This is a genomic window from Niabella yanshanensis (genome assembly GCF_034424215.1).
Taxonomy (GTDB): domain Bacteria; phylum Bacteroidota; class Bacteroidia; order Chitinophagales; family Chitinophagaceae; genus Niabella; species Niabella yanshanensis.
In genome coordinates, this window is the sequence record NZ_CP139960.1 from 167,127 (window position 1) to 184,243 (window position 17,117).

Annotated in this window: 13 protein-coding genes; 5 read left to right on the forward strand and 8 right to left on the reverse strand. The window is 41.8% G+C overall.

Features of this window, described 5'->3' with window-relative positions:
- Positions 1 to 6: 6 nt before the first annotated feature.
- Together U0035_RS00590 and U0035_RS00595 are read right to left on the reverse strand one after the other, a co-directional pair.
- Positions 7 to 501, reverse strand: coding sequence for a GNAT family N-acetyltransferase (locus U0035_RS00590; protein WP_114791378.1), 495 nt, complete (start codon positions 499 to 501; stop codon positions 7 to 9).
- A gap of 70 nt (positions 502 to 571) precedes the next feature.
- Positions 572 to 1,804, reverse strand: coding sequence for an isocitrate dehydrogenase (NADP(+)) (locus U0035_RS00595; protein WP_114791476.1), 1,233 nt, complete (start codon positions 1,802 to 1,804; stop codon positions 572 to 574).
- Positions 1,805 to 1,957: 153 nt separating this feature from the next.
- On the opposite strand from U0035_RS00595, the gene U0035_RS00600 reads away from it, so the two are divergent.
- A complete protein-coding gene (locus U0035_RS00600) occupies positions 1,958 to 2,581 on the forward strand; it encodes a Crp/Fnr family transcriptional regulator (protein ID WP_245957742.1) in 624 nt (207 codons plus the stop codon).
- Here the strand turns inward: U0035_RS00600 and U0035_RS00605 are convergent.
- Together U0035_RS00605 and U0035_RS00610 are read right to left on the reverse strand one after the other, a co-directional pair.
- Positions 2,576 to 4,468, reverse strand: a complete 1,893-nt coding sequence (locus U0035_RS00605; protein WP_114791379.1) for an Nramp family divalent metal transporter — start codon at positions 4,466 to 4,468, stop codon at positions 2,576 to 2,578. The genes U0035_RS00600 and U0035_RS00605 overlap by 6 nt on opposite strands.
- Positions 4,468 to 5,127 (reverse strand): metal-dependent transcriptional regulator, encoded by a 660-nt coding sequence (locus tag U0035_RS00610; RefSeq protein WP_114791380.1) that lies wholly within the window; start codon positions 5,125 to 5,127, stop codon positions 4,468 to 4,470. The genes U0035_RS00605 and U0035_RS00610 overlap by 1 nt, the downstream gene beginning before the upstream one ends.
- 180 nt (positions 5,128 to 5,307) lie before the next feature.
- Here U0035_RS00610 and U0035_RS00615 point away from each other — a divergent pair, with 180 nt between their 5' ends.
- Positions 5,308 to 6,219 carry a hypothetical protein gene (locus U0035_RS00615; RefSeq protein ID WP_245957743.1) on the forward strand — a complete coding sequence of 304 codons (912 nt, stop codon included), beginning with the start codon at positions 5,308 to 5,310 and terminating at the stop codon, positions 6,217 to 6,219.
- 3 nt (positions 6,220 to 6,222) lie between these two features.
- Here the strand turns inward: U0035_RS00615 and U0035_RS00620 are convergent, their stop codons facing one another.
- Together U0035_RS00620 and secDF are read right to left on the reverse strand one after the other, a co-directional pair.
- Positions 6,223 to 7,251: a DUF6807 domain-containing protein gene (locus tag U0035_RS00620; protein WP_114791382.1), complete on the reverse strand. Its 1,029-nt coding sequence runs from the start codon at positions 7,249 to 7,251 to the stop codon at positions 6,223 to 6,225.
- Between the two features lie 131 nt (positions 7,252 to 7,382).
- The gene (secDF, locus tag U0035_RS00625) at positions 7,383 to 10,514 is read right to left on the reverse strand and encodes a protein translocase subunit SecDF (RefSeq protein WP_114791383.1); all 3,132 of its coding nucleotides are present in this window, start codon (positions 10,512 to 10,514) and stop codon (positions 7,383 to 7,385) included.
- Between the two features lie 272 nt (positions 10,515 to 10,786).
- Between secDF and U0035_RS00630 the strand changes: the two genes are divergently transcribed.
- Both U0035_RS00630 and U0035_RS00635 read left to right on the forward strand, forming a co-directional pair.
- On the forward strand, positions 10,787 to 11,977 hold the full coding sequence (locus U0035_RS00630; RefSeq protein WP_114791384.1) for a pyridoxal phosphate-dependent aminotransferase: 1,191 nt from the start codon (positions 10,787 to 10,789) through the stop codon (positions 11,975 to 11,977).
- Between the two features lie 147 nt (positions 11,978 to 12,124).
- On the forward strand, positions 12,125 to 14,014 hold the full coding sequence (locus U0035_RS00635; protein ID WP_114791385.1) for a tetratricopeptide repeat-containing sensor histidine kinase: 1,890 nt from the start codon (positions 12,125 to 12,127) through the stop codon (positions 14,012 to 14,014).
- Between the two features lies 1 nt (position 14,015).
- On the opposite strand, the gene U0035_RS00640 is transcribed toward U0035_RS00635, so the two are convergent.
- Both U0035_RS00640 and U0035_RS00645 read right to left on the reverse strand, forming a co-directional pair.
- On the reverse strand, positions 14,016 to 14,429 hold the full coding sequence (locus U0035_RS00640) for a PH domain-containing protein (RefSeq protein WP_114791386.1): 414 nt from the start codon (positions 14,427 to 14,429) through the stop codon (positions 14,016 to 14,018).
- Positions 14,430 to 14,553: 124 nt separating this feature from the next.
- The gene (locus U0035_RS00645) at positions 14,554 to 15,402 is read right to left on the reverse strand and encodes a fructosamine kinase family protein (RefSeq protein WP_114791387.1); all 849 of its coding nucleotides are present in this window, start codon (positions 15,400 to 15,402) and stop codon (positions 14,554 to 14,556) included.
- A 174-nt stretch (positions 15,403 to 15,576) separates the two neighbouring features.
- On the opposite strand from U0035_RS00645, the gene U0035_RS00650 reads away from it, so the two are divergent.
- A complete protein-coding gene (locus U0035_RS00650) occupies positions 15,577 to 17,109 on the forward strand; it encodes a serine/threonine protein kinase (RefSeq protein WP_114791388.1) in 1,533 nt (510 codons plus the stop codon).
- Positions 17,110 to 17,117 lie beyond the last annotated feature (8 nt).

The window sequence follows — 17,117 nt, forward strand, 5'->3', positions numbered from 1 at the left end:
TATATATCAGAGGTCTTTCTTCATCACATAATCATTCATCAAATAACCGTTACCAATTTCAGTATCCAGCTCTTTGATAATTTCAAAGCCTACGGCCTGGTAAAACTGCAGCGCCTTATTGTAGCGGTTTACATGAAGCGTGAGGCTATGGGCGCCGGCATTTTTTGCAAAATCAATTATGAATTGAATCATCTTTTTTCCTAGCCCTTTGCCCTGGTGGTCAGGCGACAGGTATATTTTGTGGAGGTGCGCTGTTTGGTCCTCTTTTAATTCGAGGCCTGCAAACCCGGTATCCTTTCCTTCCTGTTCCAGGAGAAAAAAAGAATATCCTGGTTTATCGAAATCTTTTTCAAGCACAGGATCGCTATAAAACAGCTCCAGCATATAAGCCAGCTGTTCCTGGGATAAAATAGACGAATAGGTGGCCGGCCAGATATCAAGGGCCAGTCGACGTATAATGGGAAGTTCTGCTTTTAAAGCTTTTCTGATGGATGTGTCCATTTATTAATGGTATTAAAGTAAAAATGCACCAATTTTCATTGATGCATTTTTTTGAGGAGTACTATAGAAATTAAGCTAATTTCTTTTTCAGGTTTTCGTCAATTGCTTCCAAAAACTCTTCAGTATACAAATAATGCTCACCATGGCTTACTTTGTTACCATGAACGCAAACAGCAAGGTCTTTGGTCATTTTACCTTCTTCTACTGTTTCAATACAAACAGCTTCCAGTGCATTGGCAAAATCGATCAAAGGCTGGTTATTATCTAATTTACCGCGGAAAGCCAAACCTCTTGTCCATGCAAAAATACTCGCAATAGGGTTGGTGCTGGTTGGGTTACCTTTTTGGTGCTCGCGGTAGTGACGTGTAACGGTACCATGCGCAGCTTCAGCTTCCATAGTTTTACCATCGGGTGTAACCAGTACAGAAGTCATCAAACCTAAAGAACCGAATCCTTGTGCTACCGTGTCACTTTGTACATCACCATCGTAGTTTTTACAAGCCCATACAAAGTTACCGTTCCACTTTAAAGCGCTGGCAACCATGTCATCGATCAGGCGATGCTCATAAACGATTCCGGCTTCAGTAAACTGAGCTTTAAATTCATTTTGGTACACTTCTTCAAAAATGTCTTTAAAGCGACCGTCGTATTTTTTTAGAATGGTATTTTTTGTAGAAAGATATAAAGGCCATTTTTTGTTTAATGCCACATTGAAGCAGCTGCGCGCAAAACCATAAATGCTTTCGTCCGTATTGTACATGGTCATTGCCACACCATCTCCTTTAAAGTTATATACTTCAAAAGTTTGTGCTTCACCACCATCTTCCGGTACAAAAGTCATGGTTAATTTACCTTTACCTTTAATTACGGTATCTGTAGCACGATATTGATCGCCAAATGCATGACGGCCTACAATAATTGGCGCGGTCCAGTTGGTAACCAGGCGGGGAATATTTTTAATAACGATTGGCTCACGGAAAACCGTTCCATCTAAAATGTTCCGGATGGTTCCGTTAGGGCTTTTCCACATTTGTTTCAGGTTAAACTCTGTAACACGTGCTTCATCTGGTGTAATAGTAGCACATTTGATACCCACACCATGTTCTTTAATGGCATTAGCAGCATCTATAGTTACCTGGTCATTTGTTTCGTCCCTGTACTCAACACCCAGATCAAAATATTTAATATCCAGATCAACATAAGGAAGGATTAATTTGTCTTTAATGAATTTCCATATGATGCGTGTCATTTCATCGCCATCAAGTTCCACAACGGGATTAGCCACTTTGATTTTTTCAGCCATATATATATATCGTTTAAGAATTTGTGATTCCGGCAAATCTACAGATAAATACATCAATAGACAATAGAGTTTTAACTTTACAACGCTATAAGAATGTTAACAACAAATTTGCTGATTAACCATCGTAGAATATTACCTGATAAAACATCAATTATGTTACCTTTGAGTATGCCCGTTAATGAAAAAATTGCAGCTGACTTCGTAAAATTTTTACGACAGTTTGTACCGCTTACCGACACCGAAGTAAAAAAGGAATTACTTCCTATTGTTAGCACCAGGGAATTTGCCAAAAAACAGGTTATTTCCAAAGCGGGTGAAGTAGAAAATTATATGAATTTTATCAGCAAGGGACTGATAAGAAAATACTATAAAACGGGAGAGGAGGAGCATATTGTGCAGATATCAAGAGAAGGCCACCTTATATCTGCTCAGGAGTCTTTCTACACCCGTACGCCCTCAGAGTATTTTGTAGAAGCTCTTGAGCCCAGTGTTGTTATTTCATTAACTTTTGAAGATATGGAGCGTTTATTTGCTTCCAGCCATAGCTTCGAAAGATTAGGACGGCTGGTAACCGTTCATACCATGGTACTGAAAGATAAATGGCAAACCAGCCTGATCATGCAATCGCCCCGCGACCGGTTTTTAAATTTTGTAGAAAATCACCACGAAATATTACAACGTGTGCCACAGAAATACCTCGCTTCCTATTTAAATATCAAGCCGGAGACCTTCTCCAGGTTTAAACATCTTTTGCGGCTAAAACGTCCGGCTTTATAATTCTGTTTTAGCGGGTACAATTAATACGGGCGCTTTTATCAGGTGCCTCAACTGGTTGATGGTTTCACCGTAAATCAGGTCCTTTATTCCTCTGTGTCCGTGAGCGCCTATTACTAATAGCTCTACATCCGATTCATTAATGATCCGGGCAATACTGTCGACCGTATTTCCAAAGCCCAGCTTTCCTTCAGCCTGGTATCCTTTAGCTTTCAATTGTTGTACATAGGCGTTAAGATATTGCTGATCAGACAGGGTTTCGTCATCAACGCTCTCTCCAAAATTGGCTCCGGCGGCTACACTTTCCGTTATATGTATTAACAGGTAAGTGCTGTCGGGCGTTCCCTGGGCCAAAGCATGATTAATCACTTTTTCATCCAGTTCACCAAAATCGAGCGTAATAGCTATTTTACCATAACGCTGTACCGGCGATAATTCAAGGTTTTTGGGTGTATCGTGTATGGTAATCTTTTGGGCAGACTTCTTTTTTTGCAACGGGTAAATAGTAGTATACAATAAAAGAATGACAAAACCGATGGCTCCCAAAATAATTAAAGCCTTCGAGATCAGGTTGCCGGGTGTATTGAAAAAGTCCATAGCCTGCTCCACTATTAAACGTGCATTCAGGTAGACCAATACAACAGTAATGAGCCAGGCGGATACCTTAACCCAGGGTTTGATCACAAACTTACCCATCGTTTTTTTATCACTTACAAAGTGGATCAGCGGTATAATGGCAAATCCCAACTGCATGCTTAATACAACCTGGCTGAATATAAGCAGGCTGTCTACATCTTCTTCGCCATTGATCAATATAACCAGTGCGGCTGGTACAATAGCTATCAAACGGGTGATCAAACGGCGTACAATAGGGTTGATCCTTAGCCTCAGGTAGCCCTCCATCACAATTTGCCCGGCCAGTGTGCCGGTAATAGTGCTGCTTTGTCCTGCAGCAATAAGCGCCACCGCAAAAAGCTTGGCAGCAAAACTGCTGCCCAGATGTTGCGGTAAGAGTTCGTAAGCCTGTTTGATCTCTCCAACATCAGACCGGCCGGTTTTATAGAACACTGCGGCCGCTAATATGAGTATGGCCGCATTTACAAGCAGCGCCATATTCAGGGCTACAGCGCTGTCAATGAAATTCAGCTTCAATGCTTTTTTAATGCTGGCATCATCCCGGTTGAATTTACGGGTTTGCACCAGGGCCGAATGAAGGTAGAGGTTATGAGGCATTACGGTAGCGCCAATAATTCCGATAGCAATGTATAAGGCCGTATCATTTTCAATATGAGGTACCAACCCGGAAACCACTTCGCTGGCATCGGGTTTCGCCACCACAATTTGTATAAGAAAAGACATGGCTATTATGAAAATCAGGCCAATGATAAATGCCTCCAGCTTACGCATGCCCAGGCGTTGCAGCATGATCAGCAAAAATGTATCGAGTGCAGTGATCATTACTCCATAGATAAGGGGCATGCCCGTTAATAGCTGTAAGCCAATAGCCATACCCAGTATTTCCGCCAGGTCTGTGGCGGCGATGGCTATCTCTGCCAGGATATATAATGCGAAATTGACCTTTTTTGGATAGGTTTCGCGGTTGGCCTGCGCCAGGTCGCGGTTGCGTACGATTCCTAATCTTGCAGAAAGGCTCTGCAGCAACAACGCCATTATATTGCTCATCACCAGCACCCATAAAAGCGAATAACCAAACTGGCTTCCCCCCGCCAGGTCTGTAGCCCAGTTACCGGGATCCATATAGCCCACGCTGACCAGGTAGGCCGGGCCGAAAAAAGCCAGGATCCGTCTCCACCTCGATTTATTCGGGGCTGTGGTATCTACCGAATTATGAACCTCGCTTAATGAAATTTCTGAGTGATGCTTTGCCATTAGTTTTTAATAAAGATGTTTTGGGATAACTCTTTTGTTAAATAAGATTGGTGTTTATTATCTGTTCTTACTTCCATAGACTCGTCGAATGCATATTTTTTTATTACCTGTATCCGGCTTCCTATAGAAATATTTTTCTCATCCAGCATCTCGAGTACCTCCGGCGACTGGTTCCCGATCTGTGTTACAATGGCTACTTTTTTTTCAGAAAGGGTCGCCAAAGACACTTGCCTGGCTTGAATGATCTTTCCTTTGGCATCCGGAATAGGATCTCCATGGGGATCTGTTCTTGGAAAACCCAAAAATGCATCCAGCTTGTCAATGAGTTTTTCATTGCTGATATGTTCCAGTTCCTCGGCCACCTCATGCACCTCTTCCCAGCTGAAACCCAGTTTTTGAGAAAGAAAATATTCCCATAAACGGTGTCTTCTTACAATGCTCACAGCCTCTGCCTCGCCCGATTCTGTAAGGGTACAGCCATAGTAGGCTTTATAGCTGACCAGCCCTTTTTTACTGAGCTTTTTGAGCATGTCCGTAATGGAAGCGGGAGCTGTATGAAGGGAGGTGGCAAGGTCGTTGGTAGCAACAATACCCGATGCGTTTTGCAAATGATAAATAGTCTTCAGATAATTCTCTTCCGAGATTGTAAATCGGATCATGCCTAAATAATAATTTAGACAAACCTAAAAATAATTTTCGATATTATGAAAATTTCTGCATAGGCCGTATATACCACGGGGGCAATTTCAAAAAAACAATGGTAGTGTTGGTGAAGTATTGTTTATTTGTAGTTAATAATATTTAACCATATGCTATACAGGCTCTGTTTTTTTACTGTAATGACCATAATGATTGTTTCCTGCGGCAATAAGAAAAAGAAAATGGCGGGGGAAGACGATGTGAATTTACAGGATTTTGTGGATTTCTTCCCCGAGGCTCAATTACCTTTTATCTATGCCGACACCGCTTTATATGCCAAAACAGACGATAGTTTGCTGATTAGTGCCGATATTTTTAATGAGTTTACGCCTGATAGTATATTAAGCGCCACTTTTGGTGCTGATAAACCCAATTTGTACGCAATAGGAAAATTTAGTGAGAAAGAGGGTATCGTGTACCTGATGTCGAAGGCCGCTACTGCTAAAAATAAAGCGATGTTTATTTCGGCATACAATAACAAAAATGAGTTTATAGCTGCTATGCAGGTGATGAAGAGCCAGAAGGAAAAAGGTATTTCTACGCTGGTTACTATTGACAAGCTATTCAACATTAATAAAAAAACTATCAAAAAGCTGCCTAACGGCGTTGAGATTAGTGGCGATGATATATATGTGTTGAACAGCGCCGCCAGGAAATTTATGTTGATAATGACCGATGCCCTGGGCGATGATGCTGAGGTAATCAACCCTATTGACACGCTTAGCCGCAATTATAAATATGCGGGGGATTATGGGGTAGGCAGCCGCAATATCATTTCCATCCGAGATAATATAAAGCCCGGACGTGTTCAGTTCTATATCCACCTGGAAGAAAAGAACTCGCAGTGCAGTGGTGAACTGAAGGGAGAAGCCAATATTACCTCAGACAATACAATCATTTATAAAAAGCCGGGAGATCCCTGTGCCCTGCAGTTTGAGTTTGATAAAAACGGTGTAACACTGAAGGAGCTGGAGGGATGCGGATCGCGCATGGGTGCGTTGGATTGCACTTTCAACGGAAAATACCCTAAAAAGAAAGCTTCTAAAAAATAGAACTTATTGCCTTTGAAAATCTTTGGATAAGGCCTCTACGTCTGATGCGGGCATGTCTTTTGATGCTATGGAAATGCGGTATTTGAAAGTTACCGACCCATGTGGTTGGAGGGTGTAATTAAGCGTTTCTTTCCCGTTGCTAAAAACTTTTCTACCCAGCGGATTAGCAGCAAACAAACCGTAGCCGCGTGCATGCCAGTACGTAGGATACCCCGTGTTGCGGGGATGATCAAAAATGGCAATTGTAATATCTTTATTATCCTTAGTACCCTTCAACATAGCCCAGGGCGCTTTACTACTCCAGACACTGTCGCCTTTTACACCATGGCTGTTATAATACATGCCCGAGATATTCGCACCTGACGAAGGGTCTACTTTTGTTTTGTTGCCATGTGCGTCAACAAAAACACCTGGCTCTTTAGAGGGCATTTCCAGTTCTCTCGCTACACGTATGGCAATAAAACCATCTTTTACATCTTTAAAAACAACGGGCTCACCTAAAGCGGTAAGGGTGGTTGTCCTGTCGATGATCACAACATTGTTTTGAACCTTAAAATCGTAAATCGTTCTTTCTTTCAGGAAATGAGCGCCCTGGTTATTGAACCAGTTGGCGGTAGCTATAAGTTGTGCGTTGTTGATAGATTTTTTGGTTTTTTCTACTTTTTCATGCCTGATCGTACCATAAAGGTTCTTCTTATCGGCTGCGATTGCAGTAGAGTTGTTCCAGAAATCAATACCATTTACCGATTCATAATTTAACCAGATGCCCACATGATGCGGATGATCGGTTCTTTCACCTGTTCGCGGAGCAATAGGGTAACCCCTGGTTACCGTGACACCGTCGACTGTATTTACAGGGTAAAGAAAAGGTTTGGCAATAGAATCATAATAGCAGTAAGAAGTTATTAATTGACCGTTGTAAATAATGTCAGCACGCTTCTCGCCGGGTTTCGAGATAATATTAAAACCATTCTGGGCATCAAGCAGGGAAGTGCAGAGCAAAAGGTAAATCGCTGTGATCGTATGTTTCATGGCAATGATTTGAATTCTGTTTTTGAAGCTTTCAAGATAACCCTTTATGGCCTGATCAGCAAATTGGGTATGCCGGAACATAAAAAAAGCCGGGTATTTTGATACCCGGCTTCATTGAATAAGAAGATATATTAGCTATTAGCTGTTTCGGCTTTTGCCGCTGATGTATCATTTTTGGGTTTATCCTTACGGATACCACCTTTCAGATCTACCAGTACCGGTGCCGCAACAAATACGGTTGAGTAAATACCGGTAACCACACCAATCAGCATCGCAAATGCAAAGCCGCGTGTTACTTCACCGCCGAAGATGAACAGGATCAGGATGGTTAAGAATACCGTTAAGGTGGTCATGATGGTACGGCTTAATGTTTCGTTGATCGCTTTATTAACCAGGGTTTTCTGATCCAGGGTAGGATGCAGCTTCATGTCTTCACGAATCCTGTCAAAGATTACCACCGTATCGTTCATGGAGAAACCAATAACCGTCAATATCGCAGCAATAAAGTGCTGGTCAATTTCAAGTGGGAATGGAACGATTTCTCTTGCGAAAGAGAACACGATCAATGTAACCAGGGTATCGTGTATCAGCGCAAATATAGTACCCAGTGAAAACCTCCAGTCGCGGAAACGAATAAAGATATACAGGAAGATGGCGATCATTGCGAACAAGGTAGCTTTTAAGGCACCCTTCTTCAGGTCATCAGATATGGTAGGCAATACTTTCTTGCTTTCTTTCTTATGGAATGACTCAAACTGGTTGTAGGTAGTATTTGCAGGTAAATGCTTCTTCAAACCTTCAAAAAGTTTGTGTTCTACGATCGAATCTGCCATTTCAGTTTTTGGCTCCCTGATCAGGTAAGATGTAGTAATATCCAGGCTGCTTCCATCACCCACCGTTTTGATGATCGGGTTCTCATCATCAAAAGTAGCTTTCAGATCATCCCTGATGGCTTCTACATTTGCTTTTGAACCAAAGTCGATTTTATAGCTACGTCCACCATCAAATTCAACACCATAATCGAAACCATTAAAGATGGTTGCAACACCTAATATCAGGATGATCACTGAAATAACATAAGCTCTTTTTCTGAACTCGATAAATTTAAATTTAGATTTTTTCTCTATCGCGTTGCTTATTTTACTAAAGTAGTTCAGGTGTTTGTTTTTATTGGTAAACCAGTCACTCACCCAACGGCTTACTAAAATACCGCAGAACAGAGACAGGAACAGACCCAGGATTTGCGTAGTAGCAAAACCTTTAACCGGCCCTAACCCGAAGTAATACAATATAAAGGCAGTAAGCAAAGTGGTAACGTGACCATCCAATACCGGGGCTAACGAACGGTTATAACCGTCATTAATCGCAGGCAGGTAGGCTTTCCCTTTTCTCAGCTCTTCTTTTATTCTTTCATAAATAATTACGTTGGTATCAACCGCCATACCAATGGTTAACACCAGACCCGCAATACCCGGAGCGGTTAAAGTGGCGCCCAAACCAGCTAATACACCAATAGTGAATAGTAAGTTTAAGATCAACGCAATATTAGCTACCCAGCCACTGGTATTGTAGTAAATGATCATCAGGGTGAAGATCACTATAAAAGAGATGATAAATGACCACATACCGCCCTGTAATGCAGCCGCACCCAGCGTTGGTCCTACGGTTGTTTCATTCACAATTTTTGCAGGCGCCGGCAGCTTACCAATTTTTAAGATATTGGCAAGATCGCTTGCTTCTTCCTGCGAAAAGCTTCCTGAAATGCTCGAGCGACCACCTTCGATAGCTTCGTTTACATTGGGAGCAGAATATACGGTACCATCAACAACGATAGCGATAGCACGACCCACATTAGCCCTCGTTAAGTCGGCCCATAATTTAGCGCCGGTGTTGCTCATTTCCAGGCTTACATTGGTTCTGCCCGTTTGGTCGAAGTCGTAACCTGCATTAATTACCTGCTCACCTTCTAATTTGGCTTTTTGACGGCCAAATGTTTTAATTGCATATAAGCCTACAGCAGGGGATTTCTTTTCAGGTATTCCAAACATCCAAACCAGATCCGCAGGGAACTGGTTTTTAACAGTTGGCGATTCCAGTATTCTGCGTATCGCAAGGGTGTCTTTCGCTAATACCTGTCCAATCATACCATTATCGATCAGTCTTCCCTGTTGCTGATCCACTGAGAAGCCAATCCATCCATATAAATGTTTTTTTGCTTCAGCTTCCTGGTTGCTAGCTGCTGTATTGGCTTTAGGAGCGTCTTTTTTAGCCAGGTCTTTTAACTGAGCCTGAAGATTTCCCGTATCGGCTTTTGCAGTAGTTGCTGTTGCAGAGGTATCTGTAGTAGCAGCCGCTACTGCTGTAGTATCGCTGGCAGTACTGTCGCTAACTGCTTTTCCACCATTACCGGCGAAGAACAATTCGTCGGCTTTCTGAACGTTAGGCCATATTTCGCTGATATTGTATACTTCCCAGAACTGCAAATTCGCACTTGCCTGGAGGTTCTTTTTTACACGCTGTCTATCCTGAACACCCGGAAGCTCAACAGAGATAATTTGTTTTTCAGGATCGGGATTAATATTAGGTTGCGCCACACCAAACTTGTCGATACGGGTAGTAATCAGTCTCGAAGTATTGTCAAATGCGGCTTTAGCTTGTCTGTTTAGGTAGCCGATCACCTTACCATCGTCATCAGTAGCTTTTAATTCAGTATTGCTGGAATTGGCAAACAACGCAGCCAGTCTTCCGTTGGGAACCAGCTTTTTATATTCTTCTACAAACAGGCTTACAAAGTTGGCATCGCTATTGGCTTTCCTTAAATCTGCATTCGCCAGGGCCTTTGTAAAGTTGGGATCTTTGGAATTGTTGGCCAATGTAGATAACACGCCGCTCATTTCCACTTCCATAGTTACGTTCATTCCACCCTGAAGATCCAGGCCCAGATTTAGTTCTTCGCCTTTTGCTTTCTGGTAGCTGATAGGGCCTGTAATACCATAAGTAACAGTTACGTCGCTCGTGCTGTCTTTTAATTCAGCTAATCTCGCTTCATAAGCTTCATTCAGCCATTCCTGGTACACGGTCTGAGAATCTTTGTTGGCCGGATACTTTACCGCAGCAGCGGGATGAGTTCTGTCAACATAGCTGCGGGCTTGCTTTTCCAGCTTCTTTTCATGATTTCTTACAAACCAGGTAAATGATAATTGATACAGGGAATAAATGATAAGCAAAATCGTAAAAAAACGAACCAGGCCTTTGAGTTGCATACGAGTTTAATATTTATAATTCACTTAGTTTGGTAAAAGTTATTCGGCACGGTAAAGCACCAAAAAACCTTATCCGGTTTTTTTTTAAAGGCTGCAAAGATAAGGGTTAGGTGAATTGAAAGTTGATATGTTATGAAGTTGATATAACTATCTTCGAAAAAAAATAGTAAAAGGAGGTTTTCTATAAATTAACCTCAAACTTTTAAACTTTTAAACCAATCAACTATTACATTTGCATGATTTTTTATTCTAACAGAAAAATATTTTAAAAAATGCAATTATCATCTCTTTTAGAGCGCTTTGCAGAGCCGGAAACGCTTAAAATGGCAAAATTGGGGCGCGAATTAAGGGCGAAAGGTGTTGATGTAATTGACCTTAGCCTTGGTGAACCTGACTTTGATACACCCGAACATATTAAACAGGCCGCTATTCAGGCTATCAATGATAATTGGAGCCATTATACACCTGTGCCGGGCTTTTTAGACTTACGCGAAGCCGTTTGCACTAAGTTGAAGAGAGATAATAACCTGGATTATAAACCTGAGCAAATTGTAGTTTCCACGGGAGCTAAACAAAGTCTCGCTAATGTACTGCTGGCTCTGGTAGATGAAAATGAAGAAGTTGTTATTCCTACTCCTTATTGGGTAACGTATTCGGAGCTGGTAAAGATTGCCCGCGGTAAAGTGGTTGAGATCAGGACCAGTGTTGAAAAAGGGTTTAAAGCTACTGCTGAAGAAGTAGAGGCTGCGATCACTCCCAATACAAAAGCTTTCTTGTTTTCTTCCCCCTGTAATCCCTCGGGGGCAGTATACAATAAAGAAGAACTGGCAGCTTTGGCACAAGTCTTTAAAAGGCACCCGCAGGTAACCATTATCTCTGACGAGATCTATGAATATATTAATTATGTGGGCGATCATGAAAGCATTGCGCAATTTGAAGATATTAAAGACCGGGTGGTAATCGTAAACGGCCTGAGTAAAGGTTTCGCAATGACCGGATGGCGTATAGGCTATACAGCTTCTTCAGTTGCTATTGCCAAAGGGATGGAGAAATTGCAGGGGCAGTTCACCAGTGGAACCTGCTCAATTGCGCAAAAAGCAGGTGTTGCTGCTTTAACAACAGACCTGAAGCCTACGCAGGAAATGGCGGAAGAATTCACCAGGAGGAAAAAACGTGTTCTGGAACTCGTAAACGAAATCCCAGGGGTTATCTGTTCAGATCCGGATGGAGCATTTTATATTTTCCCGGATATGAGCTCTTATTTTGGTAAGACCGATGGCGAGACTTTTATTAAGGATTCTGCCGATTTATGTATGTATATATTGAATACAGCACACGTATCTTCGGTTATGGGGGCGGCTTTTGGAGAACCTAATTGCGTTCGCTTCTCTTTTGCCAATAGTTTACCTAATATCGAAAAAGGATGGGTGCGGATTAAGGATGCATTATCTAAACTAAAGTAAAAATCGTAATATCTTAAAAAGACTCCCTCATCGGGAGTCTTTTTATTTAATGCAGCTTTGCACTAACGATTGTAAAAAATATTGAATAGATTTGTAGTCGAAGGATGACTGATTCTTGAGAGGATTGCGTTAAATTGAAACTAAGCCATGAGCCTTCATACTAAACGTAGCGGTATTCTGTATACAGTGACTGTAACTGTGTTCCTGTTTATTTTTTGCTCATTATCTTACGCGCAGGATAAAAAAAATACCATTTTGCTGATGCCTGATAACAAGGCAAAGGTGGATTCTATTTTAAGTTATGTAGAAAAAAACGGGCGTGATGTATCGCGGGGAGTATTGTATGAAGAAGCTTTCAGGTTAGTGGACCAATTACACTACAGAGAAGTGGAGCCCCTGCTCTTCAATTCATATGGATATTTTAAAAGAGAACTTTCAGAGTATACAGAATCAATAGGCTTGCACATCAAGGCCCTGGAACTTTCGAAAAAACAGGAAAATATCCATGAGGAAATCAAGGCGTATAATAACCTGGGTGTTGCCTACAGGAGAATGGACGATTATAGTACAGCCCTGGAATACCTGATGAATGGACTTAAATTGTCCGAAAAAACCGGCGATACCTATAGTGCAACAATTGCTTTGAATAGTATTGGCAATATTCATTTAGCCCAGGGAAATTACAGAGCTGCTATTGACTATTTTGCCCAGTGTATGCCCCTGGCTATTAAAGCCGGTAACGAACGCGGAATTGCAATCAATCTCCAGAATATGGGAGAGTGTTACGAGAAATTGAATATAGCGGATTCAGCACAGCTATACTACGATCGGGCATTAGAGTATAACAAAAAAAGGAATGATTTGAAAGGAATTGCGATTTGCTATAATAGTTTAGGTAATATCCTTTTGGAGGAAGGCAACTCAGCTAAAGCTCTGGCATTGTACAAAAAAGCATTACCGATCAATATCCAACTGGGTGACAGGATTTTTATTGCCAACAGCTACAATCATATAGCTGCTGCGCATTTGAAAGACGGAGATCTTCCCATGGCCCGCAGGATGTATGATAGTGCTTTACATATTTCAACTGCGATACGATCGGTAACAGAAGCCAAGGAAGCTTACTGGGGGCTGATGAAAACATCGGAGGCCGAACACAATTGGGAACAGGCCTATACCTATAGCAGCCTGTATAAAGCGCTTTCTGATAGTATTACTAATGTGAAAAGTTCGCAGTCTGTAAGAGCCCGTGAAGTAGCCTATCATCAGAATAAAATAGCGTTGCTTGAAAAGGACGACAGGAATAAGAATATTATCATGGTGGGTAGCCTTATTTTATTTTTATTGCTGCTGGTGTCGGGTATTTTATATTATTTAAGGAACCGGCTGCTTGAACGAAACCGCTCGCTGCACAGGGAATTAGAGATCCGTTCACAGATCGCTTCAGATCTGCACGACGATATGGGATCTTCTCTAAGCAGCATTCATATTTTTAGCGAGCTATTGCGTAAAAACGGGAATAATTCCCATGACCTGTTGTCTAAGATAGAAGCTAATGCCAAAGATACCCTGGAGGCGCTGGACGACATCATCTGGCTGGTTAAACCCTCCAATGATAAGTTCAGTAACCTGAGCATGCACATCAGCGAATTTTCCATACCGTTATTTGAATCGAAAAACATTGCTTTCGAAATCGACTTTCCGGATACCATTTCCGAGATTCCGCTACCGATGGAAACCAGGCGAAATATATTCCTGATTATTAAAGAGTCTGTTAATAACCTGATCAAGTACTCAGAATGCAGCCAGGCTTCCATCAAAGCGTCCTTTGACCAGGGTGATTTATGTTTCACCATAAAGGACAACGGAAAAGGGTTTGATCCCCTGAAGCTTACTAATCGAAACGGGCTTAAAAATTTAAAAGCCAGGGCGAATCAAATTAATGCAGATATCCAGATTAATTCGGCCCCCGGACAAGGTACTGAAATCATACTGGTGGTGAGGGCCAGGGAACTTACCGTTTTGCATGCGGTATAAGTTATTGCTCCGTATACAGAATATCCGGATTGATTCTTTTCAAATGTTGCACAAAGGCTTCGCGTAAACGGGGTGCGATAATGACGCAACCATGCTCACTATATTCTATCATTAGCCGGTCTACTGAAAATCCCGGGCCGCTTAAAAGATGTCGCTTCATCCGGGTCACTTTTCTTATAGATTCGATATTTACAGATGCTGTGAAAAGAAATCCGCTTTTAATCGTTAGCGTGTTTTCGTAGATGATATAATGGGTGGTAAAAAAAATGTAGAGCGTAAACGCTCCGAATCCGGCTGTAACGGCAAGCAATGCTATGCTTTTTTCAACTAAGGCGATGATCAATAAAACAATTAAAACCGTTACGAATAATAGCTTAATCAGGAGGCTTGCTTTTGTTTTATATACAATCATCATAGTCAGAATTAATACTTCCTTCTAAGTTACATCAAAGTACAGGTAAAGTACTCAGAAAAGTATCATCTGAATCCGGGTGGGAGTTAGAAGCTGTTTCAAATGGCCTTTCTGGTCCGGCAAAACGTTAAAATCGATGCAGAATAGTTCTGACACGGTTGATATAAGGTTGCTCAAATAGAACTGCATGCGCCAAAAGAGGGTATAGCTGAGCGTAGGCAAGCCTGTTGTGCCATCCTTTTTCGAGAGGGTACCGATCGTTATAGCCTATGTAAAATTCATCCGGAAAGCCGCCAAAAAGTTTCGTCATAGCAATATCCATTTCGCGATGTCCATAATATACGGCTGGGTCAAAAATAGCTATTGAGCCGCTGGCGGTCCTCAAGTAATTCCCACTCCAGAGATCACCATGGAGCAGGGCGGGCTTCTCTTCGGGGAAGATGTTTTTAATGGAAGCGCAAAATTGATTGGCTTTGGCGACATCCCCGGATGACAGCAGGTGTTTGTCACGCAGTAGCTTCACTAACGGCAAGAGGCGGCAATTAGCATAAAATTCCGGCCAGTTTGAAGTGAGTGTGTTGATTTGGGGCAGACTGCCGATATAATTGTCATCCTTAAGGCCGTAATCGGGTTGACTGTTTAAGTGCATTTCTGCAATTTTTTCGCCGAATTGATAGAGAAGGGGAATTGTTGCTTTGTCTTCTTCGATCCACTCCAGTAATAGAAACTGATAATCATTCAGAACTCCGGTTTCAATAACCTCCGGCACTTTTAATTGACTATGGTTTTTCAATATATGTAAACCATTGGCTTCTCTTATAAACATTGCGGGGTAAAGTAATGCAGTGTTTATCTTAAGAAAATACCTTTGAGTTGCTGTTGTGACCGCATAGGCTTTATTGATGTCGCCCCCATTTAGTTGTATGATGCTTTTTGGGGTAATCGAAAGCTTATTTAGAATATTGTTTGCGACCATCTGCCTGGTTTTACCGGAACGGGGCTGCTGTTTACCGGTTTTTGGATTTTTTTATGAAAAAATGCGGCTCCTTCTTTTACTTTTAACGGTTACCATGTGCACCAATGTGTATTAAAAATAGCTGATTGAAAGCAAAATTGATGATATATTTATAATCGGATTAAGGCATATAGCATGGAACGTACAAGTATTAATGGATATGTATTAAAATATAAACTGGGCGATGGAGGCATGGCAGAAGTGTGGTATGCCGAAAATTACCTGCAGAAGCCGGCAGCTGTTAAGATCTTACTGAAAAAATTTTGCGAAGAAGCAGACCTCGTTGCGCGTTTTCAGAATGAAGCCCGGCTAATGGTGCATCTGAATCACCCCAATATCCGCAACATACAGGATTTTGGAATGATAGAAGGGCGGCCCTGCATGATCATGGAGTATCTTGAAGGCAACGACCTGTCGGCCCGTATGAAAGGTGGCGAGCAGTTCAGCGGTGATCAGCTGGTACAATGGTGGAACAGTTTGGTTGACGCGTTGCAGTATACTCATAGAAAGCATATTGTACACCGAGATATAAAGCCGGCCAATATTTTTGTAACGGATGATGGACAGGTAAAGTTGTTGGATTTTGGCGTTGCCAAAATAAAGGATAATATCACTGTTACCCAAACGGGCTCGCGCATGGGTACCTTAATGTACATGAGCCCTGAACAGGTATATGACGTCAAAAACCTCACGCACAAAACTGATAATTATTCGTTGGCGGTTACCTTCTATCACCTGGTTACCGGCAAAGCTCCATACGACAGCACTAAAATCTCTGATTTTGAAATACAGGAAAGTATTGTAAGAAAGGATATCGATACCTCTATTTTGCCGCAGCCCTGGCGGGATCTGCTACCCGGCTATTTCAACAAGAACTCCGAACAACGAAAGGAATTGCACCCGGTTCAGACGAATGCTGCAGAAGACAGTGATGCTACTTTGTATATCAATCCGGCTGAGCCGGTAAAACAAAGTCCGAAGCCTGATGCTTTGCCGCCCAAACAGGTATATCATCAACCAGTCACACCAAGGCGCAGTCCGTTTTATGTGTTGTTTCCCATTGCAGTGGTTTTAGGGTTGATCGCTTTTGCTTTGAATAAAGATAAAGTGACAGGCTTTTTTAAAAAAGATGAAGGACCAGTTATCAGGGAAGCTGTCGCAAAGCCGAAACCAAAGCCAAAAAAGGCAGAAGCAGATCCTTCAACAGATACACCCGTAAGTTTACCCGATACGATCATCTCCAATGGTGATGATGGAAGTCTGGACCAGGTGATTGTGAGTGCCGATCCTGCCCAGCTTGAAGCAGAAGTAAAAACCCTTATCAACAACTATTACAAAAACAGGAGTAATTGCAGCGGGCTCTCTGCCTATTTTAATAATGTAGTAAAGCAATATTATAAAAAAAGTAATGTTCCGCTGGGCGAGATCAAAAAAGAATGTGAAGGTTACCATGGAAAATGGCAATATACAGAAGCAGATATCAGCAACGATTCCTATATGTTCACACATAACCAAAATGGTAAAACGTATGTAGATTTTAATATGATCTACAAGATCCGGCAAAATGAAATGGATGACTGGATTCCTTACAATATTGACGTTTCTATGGTTATAGACGAAAACCATAAAATAGAAAGAATTGTGGAGAGACGAATTGAAAAGTTGTAGTGCAGCTA

What these genes read in the sequence shown, in the direction of transcription:
- U0035_RS00590 (WP_114791378.1), bottom strand. Translation starts at nt 501, where the DNA reads ATGGACACATCCATCAGAAAAGCTTTAAAAGCAGAACTTCCCATTATA.
- U0035_RS00595 (WP_114791476.1), bottom strand. Translation starts at nt 1,804, where the DNA reads ATGGCTGAAAAAATCAAAGTGGCTAATCCCGTTGTGGAACTTGATGGC.
- U0035_RS00600 (WP_245957742.1), top strand. Translation starts at nt 1,958, where the DNA reads ATGTTACCTTTGAGTATGCCCGTTAATGAAAAAATTGCAGCTGACTTC.
- U0035_RS00605 (WP_114791379.1), bottom strand. Translation starts at nt 4,468, where the DNA reads ATGGCAAAGCATCACTCAGAAATTTCATTAAGCGAGGTTCATAATTCG.
- U0035_RS00610 (WP_114791380.1), bottom strand. Translation starts at nt 5,127, where the DNA reads ATGATCCGATTTACAATCTCGGAAGAGAATTATCTGAAGACTATTTAT.
- U0035_RS00615 (WP_245957743.1), top strand. Translation starts at nt 5,308, where the DNA reads ATGACCATAATGATTGTTTCCTGCGGCAATAAGAAAAAGAAAATGGCG.
- U0035_RS00620 (WP_114791382.1), bottom strand. Translation starts at nt 7,251, where the DNA reads ATGAAACATACGATCACAGCGATTTACCTTTTGCTCTGCACTTCCCTG.
- secDF (WP_114791383.1), bottom strand. Translation starts at nt 10,514, where the DNA reads ATGCAACTCAAAGGCCTGGTTCGTTTTTTTACGATTTTGCTTATCATT.
- U0035_RS00630 (WP_114791384.1), top strand. Translation starts at nt 10,787, where the DNA reads ATGCAATTATCATCTCTTTTAGAGCGCTTTGCAGAGCCGGAAACGCTT.
- U0035_RS00635 (WP_114791385.1), top strand. Translation starts at nt 12,125, where the DNA reads ATGAGCCTTCATACTAAACGTAGCGGTATTCTGTATACAGTGACTGTA.
- U0035_RS00640 (WP_114791386.1), bottom strand. Translation starts at nt 14,429, where the DNA reads ATGATGATTGTATATAAAACAAAAGCAAGCCTCCTGATTAAGCTATTA.
- U0035_RS00645 (WP_114791387.1), bottom strand. Translation starts at nt 15,402, where the DNA reads ATGGTCGCAAACAATATTCTAAATAAGCTTTCGATTACCCCAAAAAGC.
- U0035_RS00650 (WP_114791388.1), top strand. Translation starts at nt 15,577, where the DNA reads ATGGAACGTACAAGTATTAATGGATATGTATTAAAATATAAACTGGGC.